The 15,851-nt window shown below is 42.5% G+C and carries 18 protein-coding genes and 1 tRNA gene; 12 read left to right on the forward strand and 7 right to left on the reverse strand.

What is annotated here, in order from left to right:
* Window positions 1–34: 34 nt before the first annotated feature.
* Window positions 35–430, reverse strand: a complete 396-nt coding sequence (locus tag dnm_RS03415; protein WP_207681316.1) for a response regulator — start codon at window positions 428–430, stop codon at window positions 35–37.
* Window positions 431–1,095: 665 nt separating this feature from the next.
* On the reverse strand, window positions 1,096–2,310 hold the full coding sequence (locus tag dnm_RS03420; RefSeq protein ID WP_207681317.1) for a WD40 repeat domain-containing protein: 1,215 nt from the start codon (window positions 2,308–2,310) through the stop codon (window positions 1,096–1,098).
* 666 nt (window positions 2,311–2,976) lie between these two features.
* Between dnm_RS03420 and dnm_RS03425 the strand changes: the two genes are divergently transcribed.
* The 3 genes from dnm_RS03425 to dnm_RS03435 all read left to right on the forward strand — a co-directional run bounded on the left by dnm_RS03425 (window position 2,977) and on the right by dnm_RS03435 (window position 5,754).
* On the forward strand, window positions 2,977–3,981 hold the full coding sequence (locus tag dnm_RS03425; RefSeq protein WP_207681318.1) for a toll/interleukin-1 receptor domain-containing protein: 1,005 nt from the start codon (window positions 2,977–2,979) through the stop codon (window positions 3,979–3,981).
* 80 nt (window positions 3,982–4,061) lie between these two features.
* A complete protein-coding gene (locus dnm_RS03430; RefSeq protein ID WP_207681319.1) occupies window positions 4,062–4,364 on the forward strand; it encodes a hypothetical protein in 303 nt (100 codons plus the stop codon).
* Between the two features lie 262 nt (window positions 4,365–4,626).
* Window positions 4,627–5,754 carry a hybrid sensor histidine kinase/response regulator gene (locus dnm_RS03435; RefSeq protein ID WP_207681320.1) on the forward strand — a complete coding sequence of 376 codons (1,128 nt, stop codon included), beginning with the start codon at window positions 4,627–4,629 and terminating at the stop codon, window positions 5,752–5,754.
* A 41-nt stretch (window positions 5,755–5,795) separates the two neighbouring features.
* Here dnm_RS03435 and lepB read toward each other — a convergent pair whose 3' ends face one another.
* Complete coding sequence (lepB, locus tag dnm_RS03440) at window positions 5,796–6,494, reverse strand: signal peptidase I (protein WP_207681321.1); 699 nt, start codon at window positions 6,492–6,494, stop codon at window positions 5,796–5,798.
* Between the two features lie 537 nt (window positions 6,495–7,031).
* Here lepB and dnm_RS03445 point away from each other — a divergent pair.
* A complete protein-coding gene (locus tag dnm_RS03445; protein WP_207681322.1) occupies window positions 7,032–7,574 on the forward strand; it encodes a DUF2975 domain-containing protein in 543 nt (180 codons plus the stop codon).
* Window positions 7,575–7,585: 11 nt separating this feature from the next.
* Window positions 7,586–7,795: a helix-turn-helix domain-containing protein gene (locus dnm_RS03450; protein WP_207681323.1), complete on the forward strand. Its 210-nt coding sequence runs from the start codon at window positions 7,586–7,588 to the stop codon at window positions 7,793–7,795.
* Between the two features lie 216 nt (window positions 7,796–8,011).
* Here the strand turns inward: dnm_RS03450 and dnm_RS03455 are convergent, their stop codons facing one another.
* Together dnm_RS03455 and dnm_RS03460 are read right to left on the reverse strand one after the other, a co-directional pair.
* Window positions 8,012–8,365 (reverse strand): helix-turn-helix domain-containing protein, encoded by a 354-nt coding sequence (locus dnm_RS03455; RefSeq protein ID WP_246556182.1) that lies wholly within the window; start codon window positions 8,363–8,365, stop codon window positions 8,012–8,014.
* Entirely contained in the window at window positions 8,334–8,612 is a 279-nt protein-coding gene (locus dnm_RS03460) for a hypothetical protein (protein ID WP_207681324.1), read from the reverse strand. Before dnm_RS03460 ends, dnm_RS03455 begins: the two co-directional genes overlap by 32 nt.
* Window positions 8,613–8,832: 220 nt before the next feature.
* Between dnm_RS03460 and dnm_RS03465 the strand changes: the two genes are divergently transcribed.
* A complete protein-coding gene (locus dnm_RS03465; RefSeq protein WP_435051586.1) occupies window positions 8,833–9,264 on the forward strand; it encodes a tyrosine-type recombinase/integrase in 432 nt (143 codons plus the stop codon).
* Between the two features lie 164 nt (window positions 9,265–9,428).
* On the opposite strand, the gene dnm_RS03470 is transcribed toward dnm_RS03465, so the two are convergent.
* Window positions 9,429–9,515: transfer RNA gene (locus dnm_RS03470), tRNA-Leu, on the reverse strand.
* 106 nt (window positions 9,516–9,621) lie between these two features.
* Here dnm_RS03470 and dnm_RS03475 point away from each other — a divergent pair.
* From dnm_RS03475 to dnm_RS03500, 6 genes are all read left to right on the forward strand, one after another.
* Window positions 9,622–10,557 carry a bifunctional riboflavin kinase/FAD synthetase gene (locus dnm_RS03475; protein WP_207681326.1) on the forward strand — a complete coding sequence of 312 codons (936 nt, stop codon included), beginning with the start codon at window positions 9,622–9,624 and terminating at the stop codon, window positions 10,555–10,557.
* Between the two features lie 35 nt (window positions 10,558–10,592).
* Window positions 10,593–11,066: a DUF3124 domain-containing protein gene (locus dnm_RS03480; RefSeq protein WP_207681327.1), complete on the forward strand. Its 474-nt coding sequence runs from the start codon at window positions 10,593–10,595 to the stop codon at window positions 11,064–11,066.
* Between the two features lie 134 nt (window positions 11,067–11,200).
* Window positions 11,201–12,265: a lysylphosphatidylglycerol synthase transmembrane domain-containing protein gene (locus dnm_RS03485; RefSeq protein ID WP_207681328.1), complete on the forward strand. Its 1,065-nt coding sequence runs from the start codon at window positions 11,201–11,203 to the stop codon at window positions 12,263–12,265.
* A gap of 64 nt (window positions 12,266–12,329) precedes the next feature.
* Window positions 12,330–12,845, forward strand: a complete 516-nt coding sequence (gene def, locus dnm_RS03490) for a peptide deformylase (protein WP_207681329.1) — start codon at window positions 12,330–12,332, stop codon at window positions 12,843–12,845.
* 191 nt (window positions 12,846–13,036) lie between these two features.
* Entirely contained in the window at window positions 13,037–13,978 is a 942-nt protein-coding gene (gene fmt / locus dnm_RS03495; protein WP_207681330.1) for a methionyl-tRNA formyltransferase, read from the forward strand.
* An 814-nt stretch (window positions 13,979–14,792) separates the two neighbouring features.
* Window positions 14,793–15,191, forward strand: a complete 399-nt coding sequence (locus dnm_RS03500) for a hypothetical protein (RefSeq protein ID WP_207681331.1) — start codon at window positions 14,793–14,795, stop codon at window positions 15,189–15,191.
* A gap of 358 nt (window positions 15,192–15,549) precedes the next feature.
* On the opposite strand, the gene dnm_RS03505 is transcribed toward dnm_RS03500, so the two are convergent.
* Entirely contained in the window at window positions 15,550–15,747 is a 198-nt protein-coding gene (locus dnm_RS03505; protein ID WP_207681332.1) for a hypothetical protein, read from the reverse strand.
* Window positions 15,748–15,851 lie beyond the last annotated feature (104 nt).

Here is a 15,851-nt window from a genome sequence, read left to right on the forward strand (position 1 = left end):
ACTTAATTGTCAATTTTTAATTATCAATTATCAATTATCCATGAGTTAAAGTCCGAACCTGCCGAATAAGCTCCTCCGCTTCAGGGGGTTTTTCCAGATAAGCCTCTGGTTCGGGGATTCCCTGACTGAATGACCCGTCTCGAAATTTCCTGTATTGAAAAAAAGTCTTTTGGGGAATGGCCGACAGCATGACCACGGGAATTTTTTTCAGGTGTTCATCACGTCTGAGGCGGATGTACATGTCAATGCCATTTTCATCGGACATCATGGCGTTGAGAATGACGCAGGCCGGTTCTTCTTCAGCCGCCTTTCTCAGCCCCTCTGATTTGTTTTCGGCGATGACGGGTTTAAAACCATGGGTATCCAGCAGCGTGGAAAGAAAAATCACCATGTCTGACTCATCATCCACCACAAGAACTTTTCTTTTCATCCCTGGCCTGATCTCCTTTTTCCCATATATGCAACGGATGCTAAAAAAACCACCAAAAGCGGATTTGCATCAGACAATTATCCGGGGATTCCCCCATATGTTTCTCTTTAATTTGGTCACACTCCTTTGGAATGTATTAAAGGGTATTTGACAAGCATAAATCGTGCCATAGTTGTCAATATGACTTTTTTTATTTTTTATTTAAAATACTTGATTCTGATGAAGAAGCATTTGGAAGGTGTGGAAAAAATGTTGCATATATGCAACATTTATGAAGGGAAAACCTTGCAGAACTTCCCTATATATCTTTAATAAGATAAATGTTGCAACTGTTGCGCAACATTTGCAACATCATAATGGCAGCCAATGACCTGTTCCGTGTGTTCGGCATGACATCAGGCATAGTCCGTCTAAATCATTTACTTTTATCTGGCTGCTTTTTGTGCCGCATCCAACAGGCTCACCGAAGGACATTGCCTGAGCCTGTCGAAGGACATTGCCTGAGCCTGTCGAAGGACGTTGCCTGAGCCTGTCGAAGGGGAACCTCCTGCGGTGAGCCGGAACATCATCAGGCAAAAAAACAGCAAAAGGTGATATCTTTAAAACGGCCTACATCAGGCGCTTTGTCACCAGCTTACGAATCTGTTGTGTTTTTTTAAAACAGATTATTTGCGTTTCCCCCATCGCATTAAGATGACGATGAAAGATAATATTCCTGCCATGCCTCCGATACCTTCCCACATGGGATCCCGGAGAAGAGAAATGAAATCTTGCTTAAATTCTCTGATATTTCCCCATATGGGATGACGGAAAAGGGAAGCAACAGCATCTTTAACCTTGTTCATCGGAATATTCATCCCGGAAGACACTCCGTTCAGTTTCCATATTCTCACGGTATGGTCCCAGCCTCCCGAAGCCAGATATTTCCCGTCAGGGCTGAAACAAATATTTCCGATCTTGTCAGAATGACCTTTGAGGATTTGAAATTCAATAAAGATACCTTGGGACAGCTTCCATATTTTGACAAACCTGTTTCTGCTTCCCAAAGCCAGATATTTTCCGTCAGGGCTGAAAGCCATATTTTCAACAGTTTCAGAATGTCCTTTCAGGGTTTGAAATTCGAAAAATCCGCCGCGGGATAATTTCCATATTTTTATTATGTCCTCGTCAAAGCCCCCTGAAGCCAGATATTTTCCGTCAGGGCTGAAGCATACATTTTCAATATAAGGATGTCCTTTTAATGTTTGAAATTCAGAAAATCTGCCGCGAAAAGACTTCCAGATTTTTATATTTTTATCCAGCCCTCCCGAGGCCAGGTAAACGCCATCCGGGCTGAAAGACAGGCTGTAAACAGGTTTTGAATGACCTCTCAGGGTTTGCCGTTCAAAAAACTTTCCTCCGGATAAATTCCAAATTTTAACTGTCTTGTCACTGCTTCCGGAAATCAGGCATGTCTCATCAGGGCCGAATAACACGCTGTTCAGATGATCGGAATGGCCTTTCAGAATCTGAATGATTTTTCTGTCAGACAGGCGAAAAATACCAATATCATGGGAAGTTTGGTATCGGCCAAATGCAATGTATTTTTCATCTGGTGAAAAATCAAATAACCTTGAAGTGATAACAAGAGGGGCTTCGTTGTTTTCATATTGCCAGATCACATTATAATTCTGATCACAAACATAATATGCGTTATAAACCCTGTAGGCAAAATAATTTCCCTTTGGCGAAAATTTCACATCAAGTGTAATACCGTTCATTTTCAAGGTGTTCCATTCCTTTGCAGAAAATTTTTCTGCAAATATGACTTTTGCAGAAAAAAGAACACAGAAAACCAGCATAATGTAAAAATATTTTTCGGATTTGGTACGAAAATTCATAAAATGCCCTCCTTTTTCACAGAGACCGCCTGAACGCGGAACTCCGATCTTTCCGGATGAGTCAGAGGTTTTCAATCTGATGAGCGTGTGAAACTTTAAACCGTTAGTTGTAAGAGCCTGTTTGAAAAGTAATTCCGAACGCGGCTTTGTGCCTGTTTTTTTGCCACGAAGACACGAAGGCACGAAGGCTCACGAAGTCTCTTTGTGTCTTTGTAGCTCTGAGAGCGTGTCTGAAAAATGACGGACAGACCGGCTTTTAACCGCGAAACACACGAAAAAAAATACGAAACGATACGAAAACAGACTGAAAATTTCCCCGGTTCCGGTATTTTTCCGTGTGTTCCGTGTGTTTCGCGGTTAAAAAAAATCGCCAGGCCCGTTTTCGGAGATATTTGTCATTTTTCAAACACGCTCTAAGTAAAATATTAAACAATTAAACGCTCGGATACTTGTTTGAAAAGATACCTTTAATTTTTCAAAAATGCAATGTCACAATGTCAGATTATATTCACTTTTCCACCCATCTCTTGCATTTTTATGAATTAAGGGTTAAAAATAAGAAATAAAAATGATGCCTGATTTTCATATTATTGATATAACGGATTAATATAACAGATCATCAGCTTTATATTCCATATTGTGAATATTTGATAAAAAGGAAGAACCATGGACAAAGCAATTTTAATTTCTCACAGCAGTCGGGATGATAACTTTGTTGGCAGGCTGTACGAAGTGATGGAGGCTCATGGATTATTCAACTGGGTGGATTCACGGGTGTTACGAGGCGGGAGCGATCTGACACAGAAAATCCATACACAAATTGAAAAAGCCAGAGCCTTTATTGTTGTTATCAGCCCTGATGCGTTTAATTCCGCATGGGTCGCTGAAGAAACCAGATATGCCTCACAAATCAAAGAAAAACGTCAGGATGATTATCCGATCATTGCTTTGTTACGGGAGGGCATCGAGCTGGGCGCTTTGAAATGGATTTTTTCAAAGGAACCTGTGGCGATTCGTGTCAAAGATGACAAGAAAGGTATCAGTGCGGCCATGCCGCATATCATGGCCGCACTGGGAGAAAACTTTCCTGGTGACTCCGGTTCAGAAAAGACAATTTATTCCGAGCCTGTGGAAGAATTATTCCTGGAACTGAAATCTCCCCGCATCAGAGAAAAACACGGAAAACGCCGTGCTGCTGCCGAGGCCGAACTCACTTATATTCCGGCTGCACGCGGACAACCGCGTATAAAGTGCCACCAGCCTTTTCTTTTCACCTCTCCTCTGGGCCCCATTGAAATTGAGGAACTGAGTTGGTACCTGGAAAGATATTATTTATGGTCAGCAGATATCTTCAGAATAAGAGCTGAAAACGTTGAAAAAAAACTTCCGGAATGGGGGCATGCATTGTATCAGCAAGTCATGCCGGAGGATAGCTGTGATAATATCATCTCGGCCTGGCAGGAGATTGGCTCTCACACAGAACGTCGTTTTGTCATTTTTGTAGATTTTCCGCAACCGAAAAAGAACCAGAACGAGGAACAGCGCAATGAAGCTGAGGATGCCTCTAATTTGTTACTGGGGCTTCCCTGGGAACTGATCCATGATGGAAACAGCTACTTGTTTCAGGGTGCAAAATATGTGCGCGTGAGACGTCGGCTGCAAAATACATAGTCTCGGAGTTTTCTTTATATGGTCCCTTGTTTTTATCAAAGCATGTTTTGCTCCTGACGGAGCAGAAAGGATAAGATATAATGAATAAACTGATGATATTAGTTACCCTGTCTGTTTTTTTGATAATACTGGGCGGAAATGTGAAGGGAGAGGTGATACTAAAGACAGAATACCAGGACAGTGCTCCCAAATACTTTGAAAAAAATGGAAAAATAGCTGGTATATGTGTTGATATTATAAATGAGCTGAACAGCAGACTTCGGAAAAAACATATAAAAATTGGTAGTCCTGAAAAGGTAGTGATGAATCCCGTTCAGTCCCCCGGTTATCAGGACACTGAATCTCATCCATCACTACTTGTGCAGGACTACCAAAAAAATTAACCGAATAGTGAGTTATTTGTATTTATAATAATTTTTTCTGTGTACAGGACAAACAAGATAAGTGCCAGAGAAAGCCGGCTTTTTCCGACAGGGAAAATCGTCCCGTCCGGGGGAAAAAGCCGGGTTTCTTCCCTGCGCCTCAACTTTTTGTCCTGTACACAGTAATTTTTTATACGATAAAACCGGCAGGTTAAATTTTATTAAATTTGGGAATGAAAAACTTTCTAATTTTTGGGAATACGTCCATGACAAAGGAAAGGAAATGAATTCTGAAAAATCCGAACAAGCAAAAATATTGATTGTGGATAACGATCCCATCATTCTGAGCCTTCTTTCTGATTTTCTGAAAGAATCCGGCTTTATTCCCCTGATTTCGGAAAACGGTAACGAAGGACTTCTTTATGCTGAATTTGACCGCCCTGACCTTATCCTGCTGGATGTGATGATGCCCGGTATGGACGGCTTTGAGACCTGCCGCCGCCTCAAAGAAAATGAACACACCAAAGATATTCCGGTAATTTTTCTGACCGGGCTTTCCAATAGTACCAATAAAATCAGGGGATTTGAGTCGGGAGCGGCAGACTATATCCCCAAGCCTTTTCAACTGGAAGAAGTTTCAGCCCGCATTACAGCCCATCTGACCATTCAGCATCAGAAAAAAGAACTTTCGCAACTGAATGCCAGACTGTCTGAATTAAATGCCGCAAAAGATAAATTTTTTTCAATTATTGCCCATGATCTGAAAAGTCCGTTTAACGGGCTGATTAATCTGACAAGTTTTGTGGTTGAATCTTTTGAAGATTTGGACAGAAAAACAATAAAAGAGTACATGGAACTTATTCACAATTCTTCAAAAGAGACATTTACCTTGTTGGAAAATTTATTGGAATGGTCAAGATCTCAGACCGGGCGCATTATATGGAATCCCAGAAAAACAGACATAAAGGACGTGGTGAATAAGAATTTGGCCCTATTCAGACAAATGGCTGATGAGAAGAATATTTTTTTAACAAATGAAATAAAGAAAAATATTTTTGTTTATGCGGATGAAAACATGATTGCGACTGTCATCAGAAATTTGGTGACAAATGCCTTAAAATATACGAACAGCTGCGGAAAGGTCAGCGTCAGATATCAGGATGCGGGAGATTTTGTTGAAATTCTGGTTTCAGATACAGGCGTTGGTATTGAAAAAGAACATATTGACAAACTGTTCAGAATTGACATTCACTATTCGACACGGGGAACGGCAAAGGAACACGGCTCAGGACTGGGACTGATTTTGTGTAAGGAATTTGTGGAAAAGAACAGGGGAAAAATCCGGGTTGAAAGCGAACCCGGAAAGGGGACAACATTCGGGTTCACGCTGATGAAACTGCCTTTGGATTAATTATCCCGGACTCCGAAATCTGTCAAAAAGAAACGGAATCGTTATGATAAGCCCTGAAAAAAGCGATGCCAGCGGGGAAGATAGTGTTCGTCACGTTTCAATGAAATAAATATACCGATTGCACGGCCCACAATCAGGTTCCGGTCAACAAATCCGAAAAAACGTGAATCCGCGCTGTTGTCCCTGTTATCTCCCATCATAAAGTACTGTCCTTCCGGAATAAGCAGAGGCCCGAAAGTATTCAGAGAGGGGCGGCCGGGCGTGATCATCAGGGAATGCTTTTTACCAAAAATATTTTCGCTGAAAAAAATATGATCTGATCGCTGGTCAGGCGGCAGATGACTGATGGTTTCCTGATCAGGTGATTCATATGTTACGGCTTTTCCGTTGATGAAAAGCTGATTGGCTGACATGGCAATTGTGTCACCTGGAAGACCGATGACACGTTTGACCAGCCGCTTGCCATCTTCAGGTGAAAAAAACACCACAATATCACCGCGCTCAGGATGTCCCCAGCATGTTATGTGATATGTGGTAAAAGGAACCTTCAGGTCATAAGCCAGCTTATTTACAAAAAGACGATCCCCCTCCAAAATGGTGGGCTTCATGGACCCTGTGGGAACATCATTAAACTCGGCAATGGCTGACCGGAACGACATTGCAATGATCAGCGCCACGACAATGCTGTATCCCCATCCGCGCCAGAATATTAATAATTTATTCTTCAAATTATTATTCATTTTCTTCTTTCTTTTTTGTTTTCCTGATTTTTTTGTATAAATTCCCGTAAAAGCCAACTTCAGATTGATAAAACCTAATCCGTGCCCTCGGATTTGTCAATCCGAACCGCACAAAAATGGAAAAGCTGTCTGGTCATCATTTCTTTATCAGACTTGTTTCTAACGCATAGATCGAAAAGTTTCCGGGCTGTGTGCGGGATAAAAAAGACAGGCAGCGGAGAAACCTGGCTTTTTCCGGCGGCGGAAGGTGCCTTATCCGGAGAAAAAAGCCGGGTTTTTTTCCGGACACAGATTTTTGCATTCCGAAAAATTATCGTTGGAAACAATATGTTGAAAATTTTTCGATCTGCTGATTTTAACTATTTGTTTTTTTTTAAGATATGAATGTGCCGAATCCCCACTGCTTATCTCAGTTATCCGAATAAAAATAACAACATGGTTGAAATTATTGAAACACAATAAGAAATTATTGACATACGACCATTTATTTGGTATATTCAGTTCAAATATAAAATATATTACTAAGGAGATGTTATCATGGATAATTTGTCAAGAGTTAAAAAAATCAGTAAAAATTTTCACCTGCTACTTTCTTTCCTGCTGGTAGCGATACCACTGTATTATGTTTTGTACTGGGCATTCATTAATTATCTGCCGGAGACACTGATTACGGTGAATACTCATTCGGCCCCTCTGATCCCGCACAAGCTGCCTATAAAATTACAGTTTGTCGGATTTATTACAAGTTTGCTCCCTCTTTCAGCGTTAACTTACGGACTATTAAATATACGAAAACTGTTTTCATTTTATAAAGAGGACATCATATTTTCTTTTGAGCATGTCAGTATTTTTAAAAATATTTCCAAAGCTCTTTTATTATGGGTTCTCTTTTCAGTGTGTTATGAATCTGCCAAAAGTGTTTTATTTTCAGCAGGAAATCCTCCGGGGAGCAGAGTTGTCGAGGTCGGGTTTGGCTCCGCGGAAATTACCACGCTTATGGTAGGAGGTATTGTGCGGGTCATCGCATGGGTAATGGATGAAGGACGAATCTTAACTGAAGAAAAAGAACTGACTATTTAACCGGAGTCACCATGTCAATAATTATTAATCTGGATGTAATTCTGGCAATGCGTAAGATGAAATCAGTCGAACTTGCAAAACTGATTGGAATCACCGAACAAAATCTGTCTGTTCTGAAGACAGGAAAAGCCAAAGCTATTCGCATATCCACGTTGGATGCCATATGCAGGCACCTTGAATGCCAGCCAGGGGACATTCTTGAATATAAAAATCAGGAATAAGAAGAAACAAACCGAAAAAATGTAGCCCACCTTCAGTACACTCCCCAGCATTTTTCCTGCTTTAGCAATCGGATTTTGGTTTTTCATGGCATGAAATTTGCTTAAAATTTAATGACAAATCTTCATATAATAAATACTATTTAGTCTTTTTGAACCTTTTTGGCAACATCACGCCACCAAATTGCATTTACATTGACACACATTTCAATATCCGGATCACAGGAAAACTCTGTGATCCACCTTCAGCACCTTGCCCAGTATTTTTCCCGCCTTCTTTCCGATAGTCCTTTTCCCTCTTTCCATTTCGGATATATGTCTTCTGGGTATGCCGGTCAGTTCGGACAGGCGCTTCTGAGTCATATTTTCTCTGTCCCGTGCAGCTGCAAGATACAGCCCGGGCAAATCTTTCTCATCATACTCCGGAAAAGCCTCACGCCATGGGACAGAATCCGAAGTGTCGGCAAAACCGAGTTCGGTCAGTGCCCTCATTGCCTTCTCCATGTTTTCGGCGGGGCCTGTGACCGTGACGGTCACCGTCTCAGTACGGAGCTTTCTCATGGGTTCCTGCATAAATCACCTCCGCTATTTTTATTTCCTTGTCTGTCACCTCCCAGACAGCCACATAAGTGGGTCTGCCTTTTTTCAGATGACAATGATGCCTGCTGTCTGAAAGCTGGCCATAATTGGGCCAGTTCCCTCTCACCGGGCCGGAGATTTCAATCTCCTGTGCCAGAAGTGCGAGCTTTCTTCTTACGGAATCAGGCAGGCGAGCAATCTGCCTGACGACCTTCTTTTTGAAATTTACCGTCCATGACATGACAATATTCTTATTTTATTTTTCAGTGTGTTTCAAGGAGAAAGCGGACGGGCATATATTTTTGCAACTCGCGGACAGACAAATGAAATGAGATTTTCGGACAGATGAAACGAGATTTTTTCATATCCCCCTTTTCTGTCCGAATTTTTTTTGTAAAACTCATAAACTTTTCGACCTGTACGGTTAAACATAACTATTTGAAATTAAAGATAGCTATAGGGTGTGCGGAGCGAAGCGGAACCTGCCGAAATTCAGTAAACGGTGGGATCCGCTTCGCTCCGCCCACCCTACAAAAAATTCTAACTGCACCGGTCGAAACTTTTTGGAAGGTCTTTACGAAACGCGGAAACAGGAAGCCTCGGACATGGGAAAACGAAAGCCGGTCACAGTCGTTTTTCACAAAAACGGGAAACATCTTCACGAAAGCACGCTTGCCCGGCACTTCGGAAAGCTGCTGAAAAAATCAGGACTTCATAAAATTCAGATCAAAGGAACCCGTCACACATGTGCGACACTGCTGTTAACATCGGGGGTAAGTGTGGTGGCGTATGTTAGGGAGCATCTGGGACATGCCAGCATAAAGACGACAGTGGACATTTACGGGCATTGGATACCGGGAAGCGGACAGAAGTTTGCCAACATTTTGGACTGAAAGCGGTCTGAGAGCGCACTAAAAAAGGGTGAACCTATTGAAGTCACACCCTTTTATTTTTTAAGCGGTGCCGAAGTTTTGCCGGCATTTTGGATTGAAAGCGGTCTGAGACCACAATTAAAAAGGGTGTAACTTATTGAAGTTACACCCTTTTATTTTTTGAGTGGTGCCGAAGGGGAGACTCGAACTCCCACCGGGATACCCCGACTAGACCCTGAACCTAGCGCGTCTACCAGTTCCGCCACTTCGGCATAAAAAAACATCCCTTGAAAAAGATTGCTTTCATGTTTAGTTTGGTCTATATATACGCTTTTATTATTCATGTCAAGATAAATTTAAAGATTAAAGAAGGTTAAAATGGAACTTATTGAAGGTATTGAAAAAATTGGACAACCATATAAGGATGCGGTGATTACCATTGGAAATTTTGACGGGGTGCATATCGGACATCAGGCACTTTTTCATGAAGTGATTGAAAGGGCTGACGCACTGGGGGGAACATCCGTAGCCATGACTTTTGAGCCACATCCGATCCGGGTATTAAAGCAAAACGGCTATCCCCCCATGATCACCCTTTATGAACAAAAAGTGGAGCTGATTACAAGATCAGGAATTGACGTGCTTATCTGTGTTCCTTTTACACCGGAATTTGCAGCGGTGACAGCTAGGGAGTTTGTGGAAGATATTCTGATAAAACGCATCGGTGTCAGGGCAATTGTTGTTGGCAGGGATTATTCATTTGGAAAAAACCGCGAAGGCAGCATTGAGCTTTTGAGAACATATTCAAAAGAACTCGGTTTTGACCTGATCGTGGCGGACTGGATACAAAAACCCGGAAACGGGGCTGACAGAATCAGCAGCACCCGGATACGTGAATTTGTCACGGACGGGGATGTTGAACAGGCTCAGAAATTACTGGGCAGATATTACCAGATACGGGGCGTAGTGGAAACCGGACGCAACCGGGGGGGCAAGCTTCTGGGATTCCCCACAGCAAACATAAACCTGCATGATGAACTGGCTCCCAAAACCGGCGTCTATGCTGTCACAGTGGAATTCCAGGGTAAAAAATACAAAGGGGTTGCCAATATCGGATACAGCCCTACCTTTGATGACCATATATATACAGTTGAAGTTCATATCCTTGATTTCAATGATAATATTTACGGTCAGAAAATCCGTGTCAATTTTACAGAACGTCTGAGAGATGAGAAAAAATTTTCAGGCATTTCCGAACTGTCAGAACAGATCAAAAGAGATATTATCAAGGCGCGGGAAATATTGTCCTTATAAGACAGGTTATATTTTTTATCGCGAAGAGGCCTGCTATGAAAGAAAAAATTACAATTTTAGTTATTTTTTTTCTTTTTTTCCCTATGCTATTACATGCGGATGAGAAACTCGGACTCAGTAAAGGCCAGACTGTTTATGTGCCGGCTTACTCGCATATTTATAGCGGAAACAGTGAAAGACCTTTTTTATTGGCAGTGACATTAAGCATTAGAAATATTGATCCGAAACATCAGATCCAAATAACATCTGTTGACTATTATGCAACACAGGGGAAACATTTGAAGCATTTCTTAAATGAACCAAGAATATTAAAACCGCTTGGATCATTACGCTACATTATACCTGAAAAAGACAAAAGCGGAGGATCAGGTGCCAATTTCATAGTCGAATGGAAATCCGGCAAGTCTGTCAATTCGCCCATTGTCGAATGTATAATGATTGGCACACAGACTCAGCAGGGGGTTTCTTTTACATCCCGTGGTCGGGTAATTGTCACATCTGATGATTGAACTTATTGAACCTATTTAAAAATAATCCGTGGTTGCGGCGGACAGGCGGGGGCATCGGTAATGAGGTCAATTGGAAAACCCCGCCTGTCGCTGAAGTCCGCGCTATCTGACAACTAACAACTGGCAACTGACCTATGAAAAAAAACATATTATTTTCCCTGATACTTGGAATAGGGGTATCTGCCGCGGGGCTTTATCTGGCATTCAGAAATGTGCCATTTTCTGAGCTGATTATTTATCTGACCTCCATAGATTATTTTTGGATATTACCCGCCGTACTGGCAGGCCTGATCAGTTTTATGCTGAGGGTGCTTCGGTGGCAGATCATTCTGGAATCATCACAAAAAATAAATTTCTGGGGAGCATTTCATCCCCTGATGATCGGTTTTATGTTAAACTGTATGCTCCCGGGCAGAGCCGGTGAGGTGGCAAGGCCGGTCATTCTGCAAAAAAAGAACAAGGTTCCTTTTTCCACGGGGCTTGCGACCGTTGCCGCTGAAAGGGTTTTTGATATCAGTATCCTGATCATTTTTTTTTCAGTGGCCTTTGCAAGCGTGGAGATAGACCCGAACCTTAATATTCCTTTTGGTGATTACAATTTGAACCGGGAAACGCTGAAAATGATTGGCGGGGGCATGTTAAAGCTGACAGGGGTTCTGATTACCGGAATGATCATGGTCAGTTTCAGCGGGACCCGGAGAATTATAAATGGCGGAATCATGGGAATCCCCTCCCTGTTTTTCTTTGCAGGACCTTCTTTTAAAACAAAAATAAAAGAGAAAATCTGCACCGTTCTGGTGGGATTTATGGAAAATTTCGCTTCAGGCTTTGCGCTTGTCAGATCCCCTAAAAAAATAGGGCTTTGTATTGGCCTTTCTGTTTTTGTCTGGGCGCTTCAGGCGCTTTCATATTATGTTTTCTCCCTGGGATGTCCCGGCATAGCGCTGTCATACACGAAGATCACCACGGTCATGCTCATCATATGTGTTTTCATAGCCCTTCCGTCTGTTCCGGGATTCTGGGGACTTTGGGAGGCCGGGGGGATTTTCGCGCTGTCTCTTTTCGGGGTTCTTTCAAAAGACGCTGCCGGTTATACACTGGCAAATCACGCAATTCAGGTTTTTCCTGTCATCATCGTCGGCTTTGTATCAGCTATGATAACCGGTGTGAATATTTGGCAGGTTTCATATGAAAAATAAGTGTCTGGTGTCTGGTAGAAAGAAATTCACCAAACGCCAGAATAACCAGGAAAGGTAATTAACTATGGAGCTACTTGACATCGTAACATATCCTGATAAGTTCCTCAGACAGCCCTCAAAACCGGTTGAGAATATAAATGAAGGAATTCAGGAGCTTATTAACAATATGGCCTTCACCATGTATCAGGCCCCCGGCGCCGGGCTGGCTGCCATACAGGTCGGGAGCGACAAAAGTATTATTATTTATGATGATCTGCCATGGGAAGAAAAGCAGTCTTTACAGGTGATTATAAATCCGAAAATTATTAAGAGTGAGGGGGCTATTGTTTCAGAAAATGAAGGATGTCTCAGCGTTCCGGATTTTAAGGCAGATGTAAAACGGTCAGCCGCTGTTCTTGTGGAAGGGACTGACAGAGAGGGAAAGCCGCTGAGAATAGAAAGAGAAGATTTTCTGGCCATTGTGTTACAGCATGAGATTGATCATCTGAACGGAACATTATTTATAGATCGTATTAGCGCGCTCAAGAGAGAGATGTATAAAAGGCGCGTGAAAAAACAATTAAAAAAAGATAAAAAATAAGGTAAAAATTCCGTGTCTGAAAACAGGGATTTTTGTTCCGAAAACAATGGTTCGGGCAGTTTTTGAAGATGAAAACGGTATAAAAATATAACCTGCTGAAAATAAAGGATGTATTTTTTTCAGATCGGAAAACCTTAAATTCTTTAAAATCAATTGATTAGAATAAACTGTCCGAACTGTTGCGAAAAAAAATGGATAAAAAATTTAAAATTATATTCATGGGCACCCCGGATTTCGCAGTGCCCGCTTTGGAAGCCCTTCATCAGAATGGTTATGATGTCGCTTTGGTGATCACCCAGCCGGATCGTCCCAAAGGACGGGGACGCAAGCTGCTTCCTCCGCCTGTGAAGGAAACGGCCGTAAAACTGGGATATGACATTATCCAGCCTGAGACCATGAAAGGCGATGAAATTGCAGGCCATATCAGAGAACTCAGACCGGACCTGTTCGTGGTGGTCGCTTTCGGACATATTCTTCCCAGGCGTCTTCTTGATTTACCGCGTATCGGGCCAATTAACATTCACGCATCGCTGCTTCCCAAATACCGCGGTTCTGCACCGATTCAGCGGGCTGTCATCAACGGGGAAAAAGAAAGCGGTGTTACCACCATGTTTATGGATGAGGGCATGGATACAGGTGATATTCTTTTATCTGAAAAAACTGAAATTACCGCGGATGACACATCTGCTTCTCTGCATGATCGTCTTGCTATTCTCGGGGCAAATCTTCTGATAAAAACATTAAAGGGATTTGAAGCAGGAAACATCGTTCCTGTTCCCCAGAATCATGATCAGGCCACCGGTGCCCCTTTGCTGAATAAAAAGGATGGTCATATTGATTGGAAAAAGCCTGCCAAAATGCTTGACCCGTTCATCCGCGGGATGACGCCGTGGCCCGGGGCTTTTACTTTTCACGGGGATAAACGTCTCAAAATTTTCAAAGCTGTGCCTGTTCCGCTTGATACAGATGATCCCCCCGGCACTGTCATCAGAAGCTTTCCTGATGAACTCCGGGTTGCAACCGGAAAAGACGCTTTGTCTGTTCTGGAAATTCAGGGCGCGTCAGGAAAACGGCTTTCAATCAGAGATTTCCTCCGAGGGTATGATATCCCTCCGGGGACAGTTTTATGCTGATCCGCGAGGTTCAGACCTGCGAGGTTTTGAAAACCTCGCAGGTCTTTTTAAAAGCTGTCTGAGTTCTGAAAGCCTTTGAAAGATAAAGACAGCATCTTCTGTTCTGATGTTTCCGTGTCCGTGTGTGTCCGCGACACCCTTGATTTTTCCGGAATATGTCCCGCAGACCACAACTAAAAGGCCAACCGCTTCCCATCCCCGTCAAAATCATCTTTTGGTCTGACATATTCGACAGCAGATTGAAAATGTTCGGAATTTTCCTAAGCGCATGTTTGAAAAGCCCCGTGGGGACGGCATATTGTGTAGCACAAGATAGCCTGTTCCTGAGTCCCGTGGGGACGACATATTTGTAGCACAGGAGAAGCCTGCACCCTTCTGAGTCCCGTGGGGACGGCATATTTGTAGCACAGGGGAAGCCGCCCCCCTGAGTCCCGTGGGGACGGCATATTTGTAGCACAGGGGAAGCCGCACCCCAGAGTCCCGTGGGGACGGCATATTTGTAGCACAGGGGAAGCCGCACCCCAGAGTCCCGTGGGGACGGCATATCGGGGCTATAAATATGCCGTCCCCACGGGACTATAAAAAACACGGGGCATATCATTGCTGCAAATATGCCGTCCCTACGGGACTAAAAAACACGGGACATATCATTACTGCAAATATGCCGTCCCTACGGGACTAAAAAACACGGGACATATCATTGCTACAAATATGCCGTCCCTACGGGACTAAAAAACACCCTCACAGGAAAGGAGACACTAATGATTTTAAACATGAAAACATACTGCCTTACCATTTTTTTTGATGGCACGCTGTGGCTTATGCCACACAGCTTCTCATTGACCACGCCAGAAAAAAGGATGTGCTGATGGTGTTTATCCTCAGCGAATGGCTGATCATTTTCATTGCCTTTGGCTTTTCGCTGCTTGAATATTTCCTGTTTTGGAGAATACCGAACATCTCTGAACATCTCAATATCCAATCGTCATCTCCGTTTCTTGCTCCGGGTGTTGCATTTATCAGTTCTTTTTTTCTCACCGTTATCATGTTTCTCGGAGCGGTTTGCCTTGCATCAATGGCTGGCTATCTGTTTGCGGACTTCAGCCTTGTTTTTTCAGGTATTCTCGTCAGCGGAATTCTTTGCATTGCTTATCTGTTCAGGCAAATTTTTAGCAGCGAAATGAAGGGGGCGGAATCGGGGGAGAGTCTGTGAAGCATTGAGGCTGTGGGCGGCAAAAGTACAAGGAAAGGGGATAAGAAAAGGAAAATGTTCGTTTTTTGAAAATTAAGAAGATATAAAAATATAACCTTCTGAAAATAAAGGCTTTGATTTTTAAAACCGAACATTGCCAAATCCTATAAAATCAATTGGTTATAAAAACTGTCCGAACTATTGACTTATCATAGTAAAAATCTACAAAAGTTCTTGACATTTAATATCCATCCTGTTAATAAACGAAATTTATTAAGAATAATCTTATTACGTCGTTGCTTTTTAATTGTATATTTTTATCATCAGGAGGTTAGGATACTTTTCAGAGTTTTCTATGCAACCTATTGAGAATAAAACATTATGCATCGTAAAGCTTCTGTGCGATGATGAGTCTGACCGCCCCTCGGACGCTTGTTTTCCGGGAACACTGACAGCGGAAAAGAGCGAGGGCCAGACCGTCCATGGCCATACACAACAGGTGAAAGCCTACCGATACCACCTTCCGAAACCCGTATTTTCCAACCGTCATATATTGTTTGTGATAGCTGGAACACATCTCGATTTCCTATCGTTCTTTATACGCCTTGTGAATTCTCACCGTATCGTAAAATTTTTTGTTGCATATAAGACCCTCGTAAACAATTTTTTCCTTTCTCAGCC

Origin of the sequence: Desulfonema magnum, from assembly GCF_017377395.1 — a bacterium.
Taxonomy (GTDB): domain Bacteria; phylum Desulfobacterota; class Desulfobacteria; order Desulfobacterales; family 4be13; genus Desulfonema_C; species Desulfonema_C magnum.

Bases quoted from the DNA above. Each gene is read 5' to 3' on its own strand.
- dnm_RS03415 (WP_207681316.1), bottom strand. From the start codon at position 430: ATGAAAAGAAAAGTTCTTGTGGTGGATGATGAGTCAGACATGGTGATT.
- dnm_RS03420 (WP_207681317.1), bottom strand. From the start codon at position 2,310: ATGAATTTTCGTACCAAATCCGAAAAATATTTTTACATTATGCTGGTT.
- dnm_RS03425 (WP_207681318.1), top strand. From the start codon at position 2,977: ATGGACAAAGCAATTTTAATTTCTCACAGCAGTCGGGATGATAACTTT.
- dnm_RS03430 (WP_207681319.1), top strand. From the start codon at position 4,062: ATGAATAAACTGATGATATTAGTTACCCTGTCTGTTTTTTTGATAATA.
- dnm_RS03435 (WP_207681320.1), top strand. From the start codon at position 4,627: ATGAATTCTGAAAAATCCGAACAAGCAAAAATATTGATTGTGGATAAC.
- lepB (WP_207681321.1), bottom strand. From the start codon at position 6,494: ATGAATAATAATTTGAAGAATAAATTATTAATATTCTGGCGCGGATGG.
- dnm_RS03445 (WP_207681322.1), top strand. From the start codon at position 7,032: ATGGATAATTTGTCAAGAGTTAAAAAAATCAGTAAAAATTTTCACCTG.
- dnm_RS03450 (WP_207681323.1), top strand. From the start codon at position 7,586: ATGTCAATAATTATTAATCTGGATGTAATTCTGGCAATGCGTAAGATG.
- dnm_RS03455 (WP_246556182.1), bottom strand. From the start codon at position 8,365: ATGCAGGAACCCATGAGAAAGCTCCGTACTGAGACGGTGACCGTCACG.
- dnm_RS03460 (WP_207681324.1), bottom strand. From the start codon at position 8,612: ATGTCATGGACGGTAAATTTCAAAAAGAAGGTCGTCAGGCAGATTGCT.
- dnm_RS03475 (WP_207681326.1), top strand. From the start codon at position 9,622: ATGGAACTTATTGAAGGTATTGAAAAAATTGGACAACCATATAAGGAT.
- dnm_RS03480 (WP_207681327.1), top strand. From the start codon at position 10,593: ATGAAAGAAAAAATTACAATTTTAGTTATTTTTTTTCTTTTTTTCCCT.
- dnm_RS03485 (WP_207681328.1), top strand. From the start codon at position 11,201: ATGAAAAAAAACATATTATTTTCCCTGATACTTGGAATAGGGGTATCT.
- def (WP_207681329.1), top strand. From the start codon at position 12,330: ATGGAGCTACTTGACATCGTAACATATCCTGATAAGTTCCTCAGACAG.
- fmt (WP_207681330.1), top strand. From the start codon at position 13,037: ATGGATAAAAAATTTAAAATTATATTCATGGGCACCCCGGATTTCGCA.
- dnm_RS03505 (WP_207681332.1), bottom strand. From the start codon at position 15,747: ATGTGTTCCAGCTATCACAAACAATATATGACGGTTGGAAAATACGGG.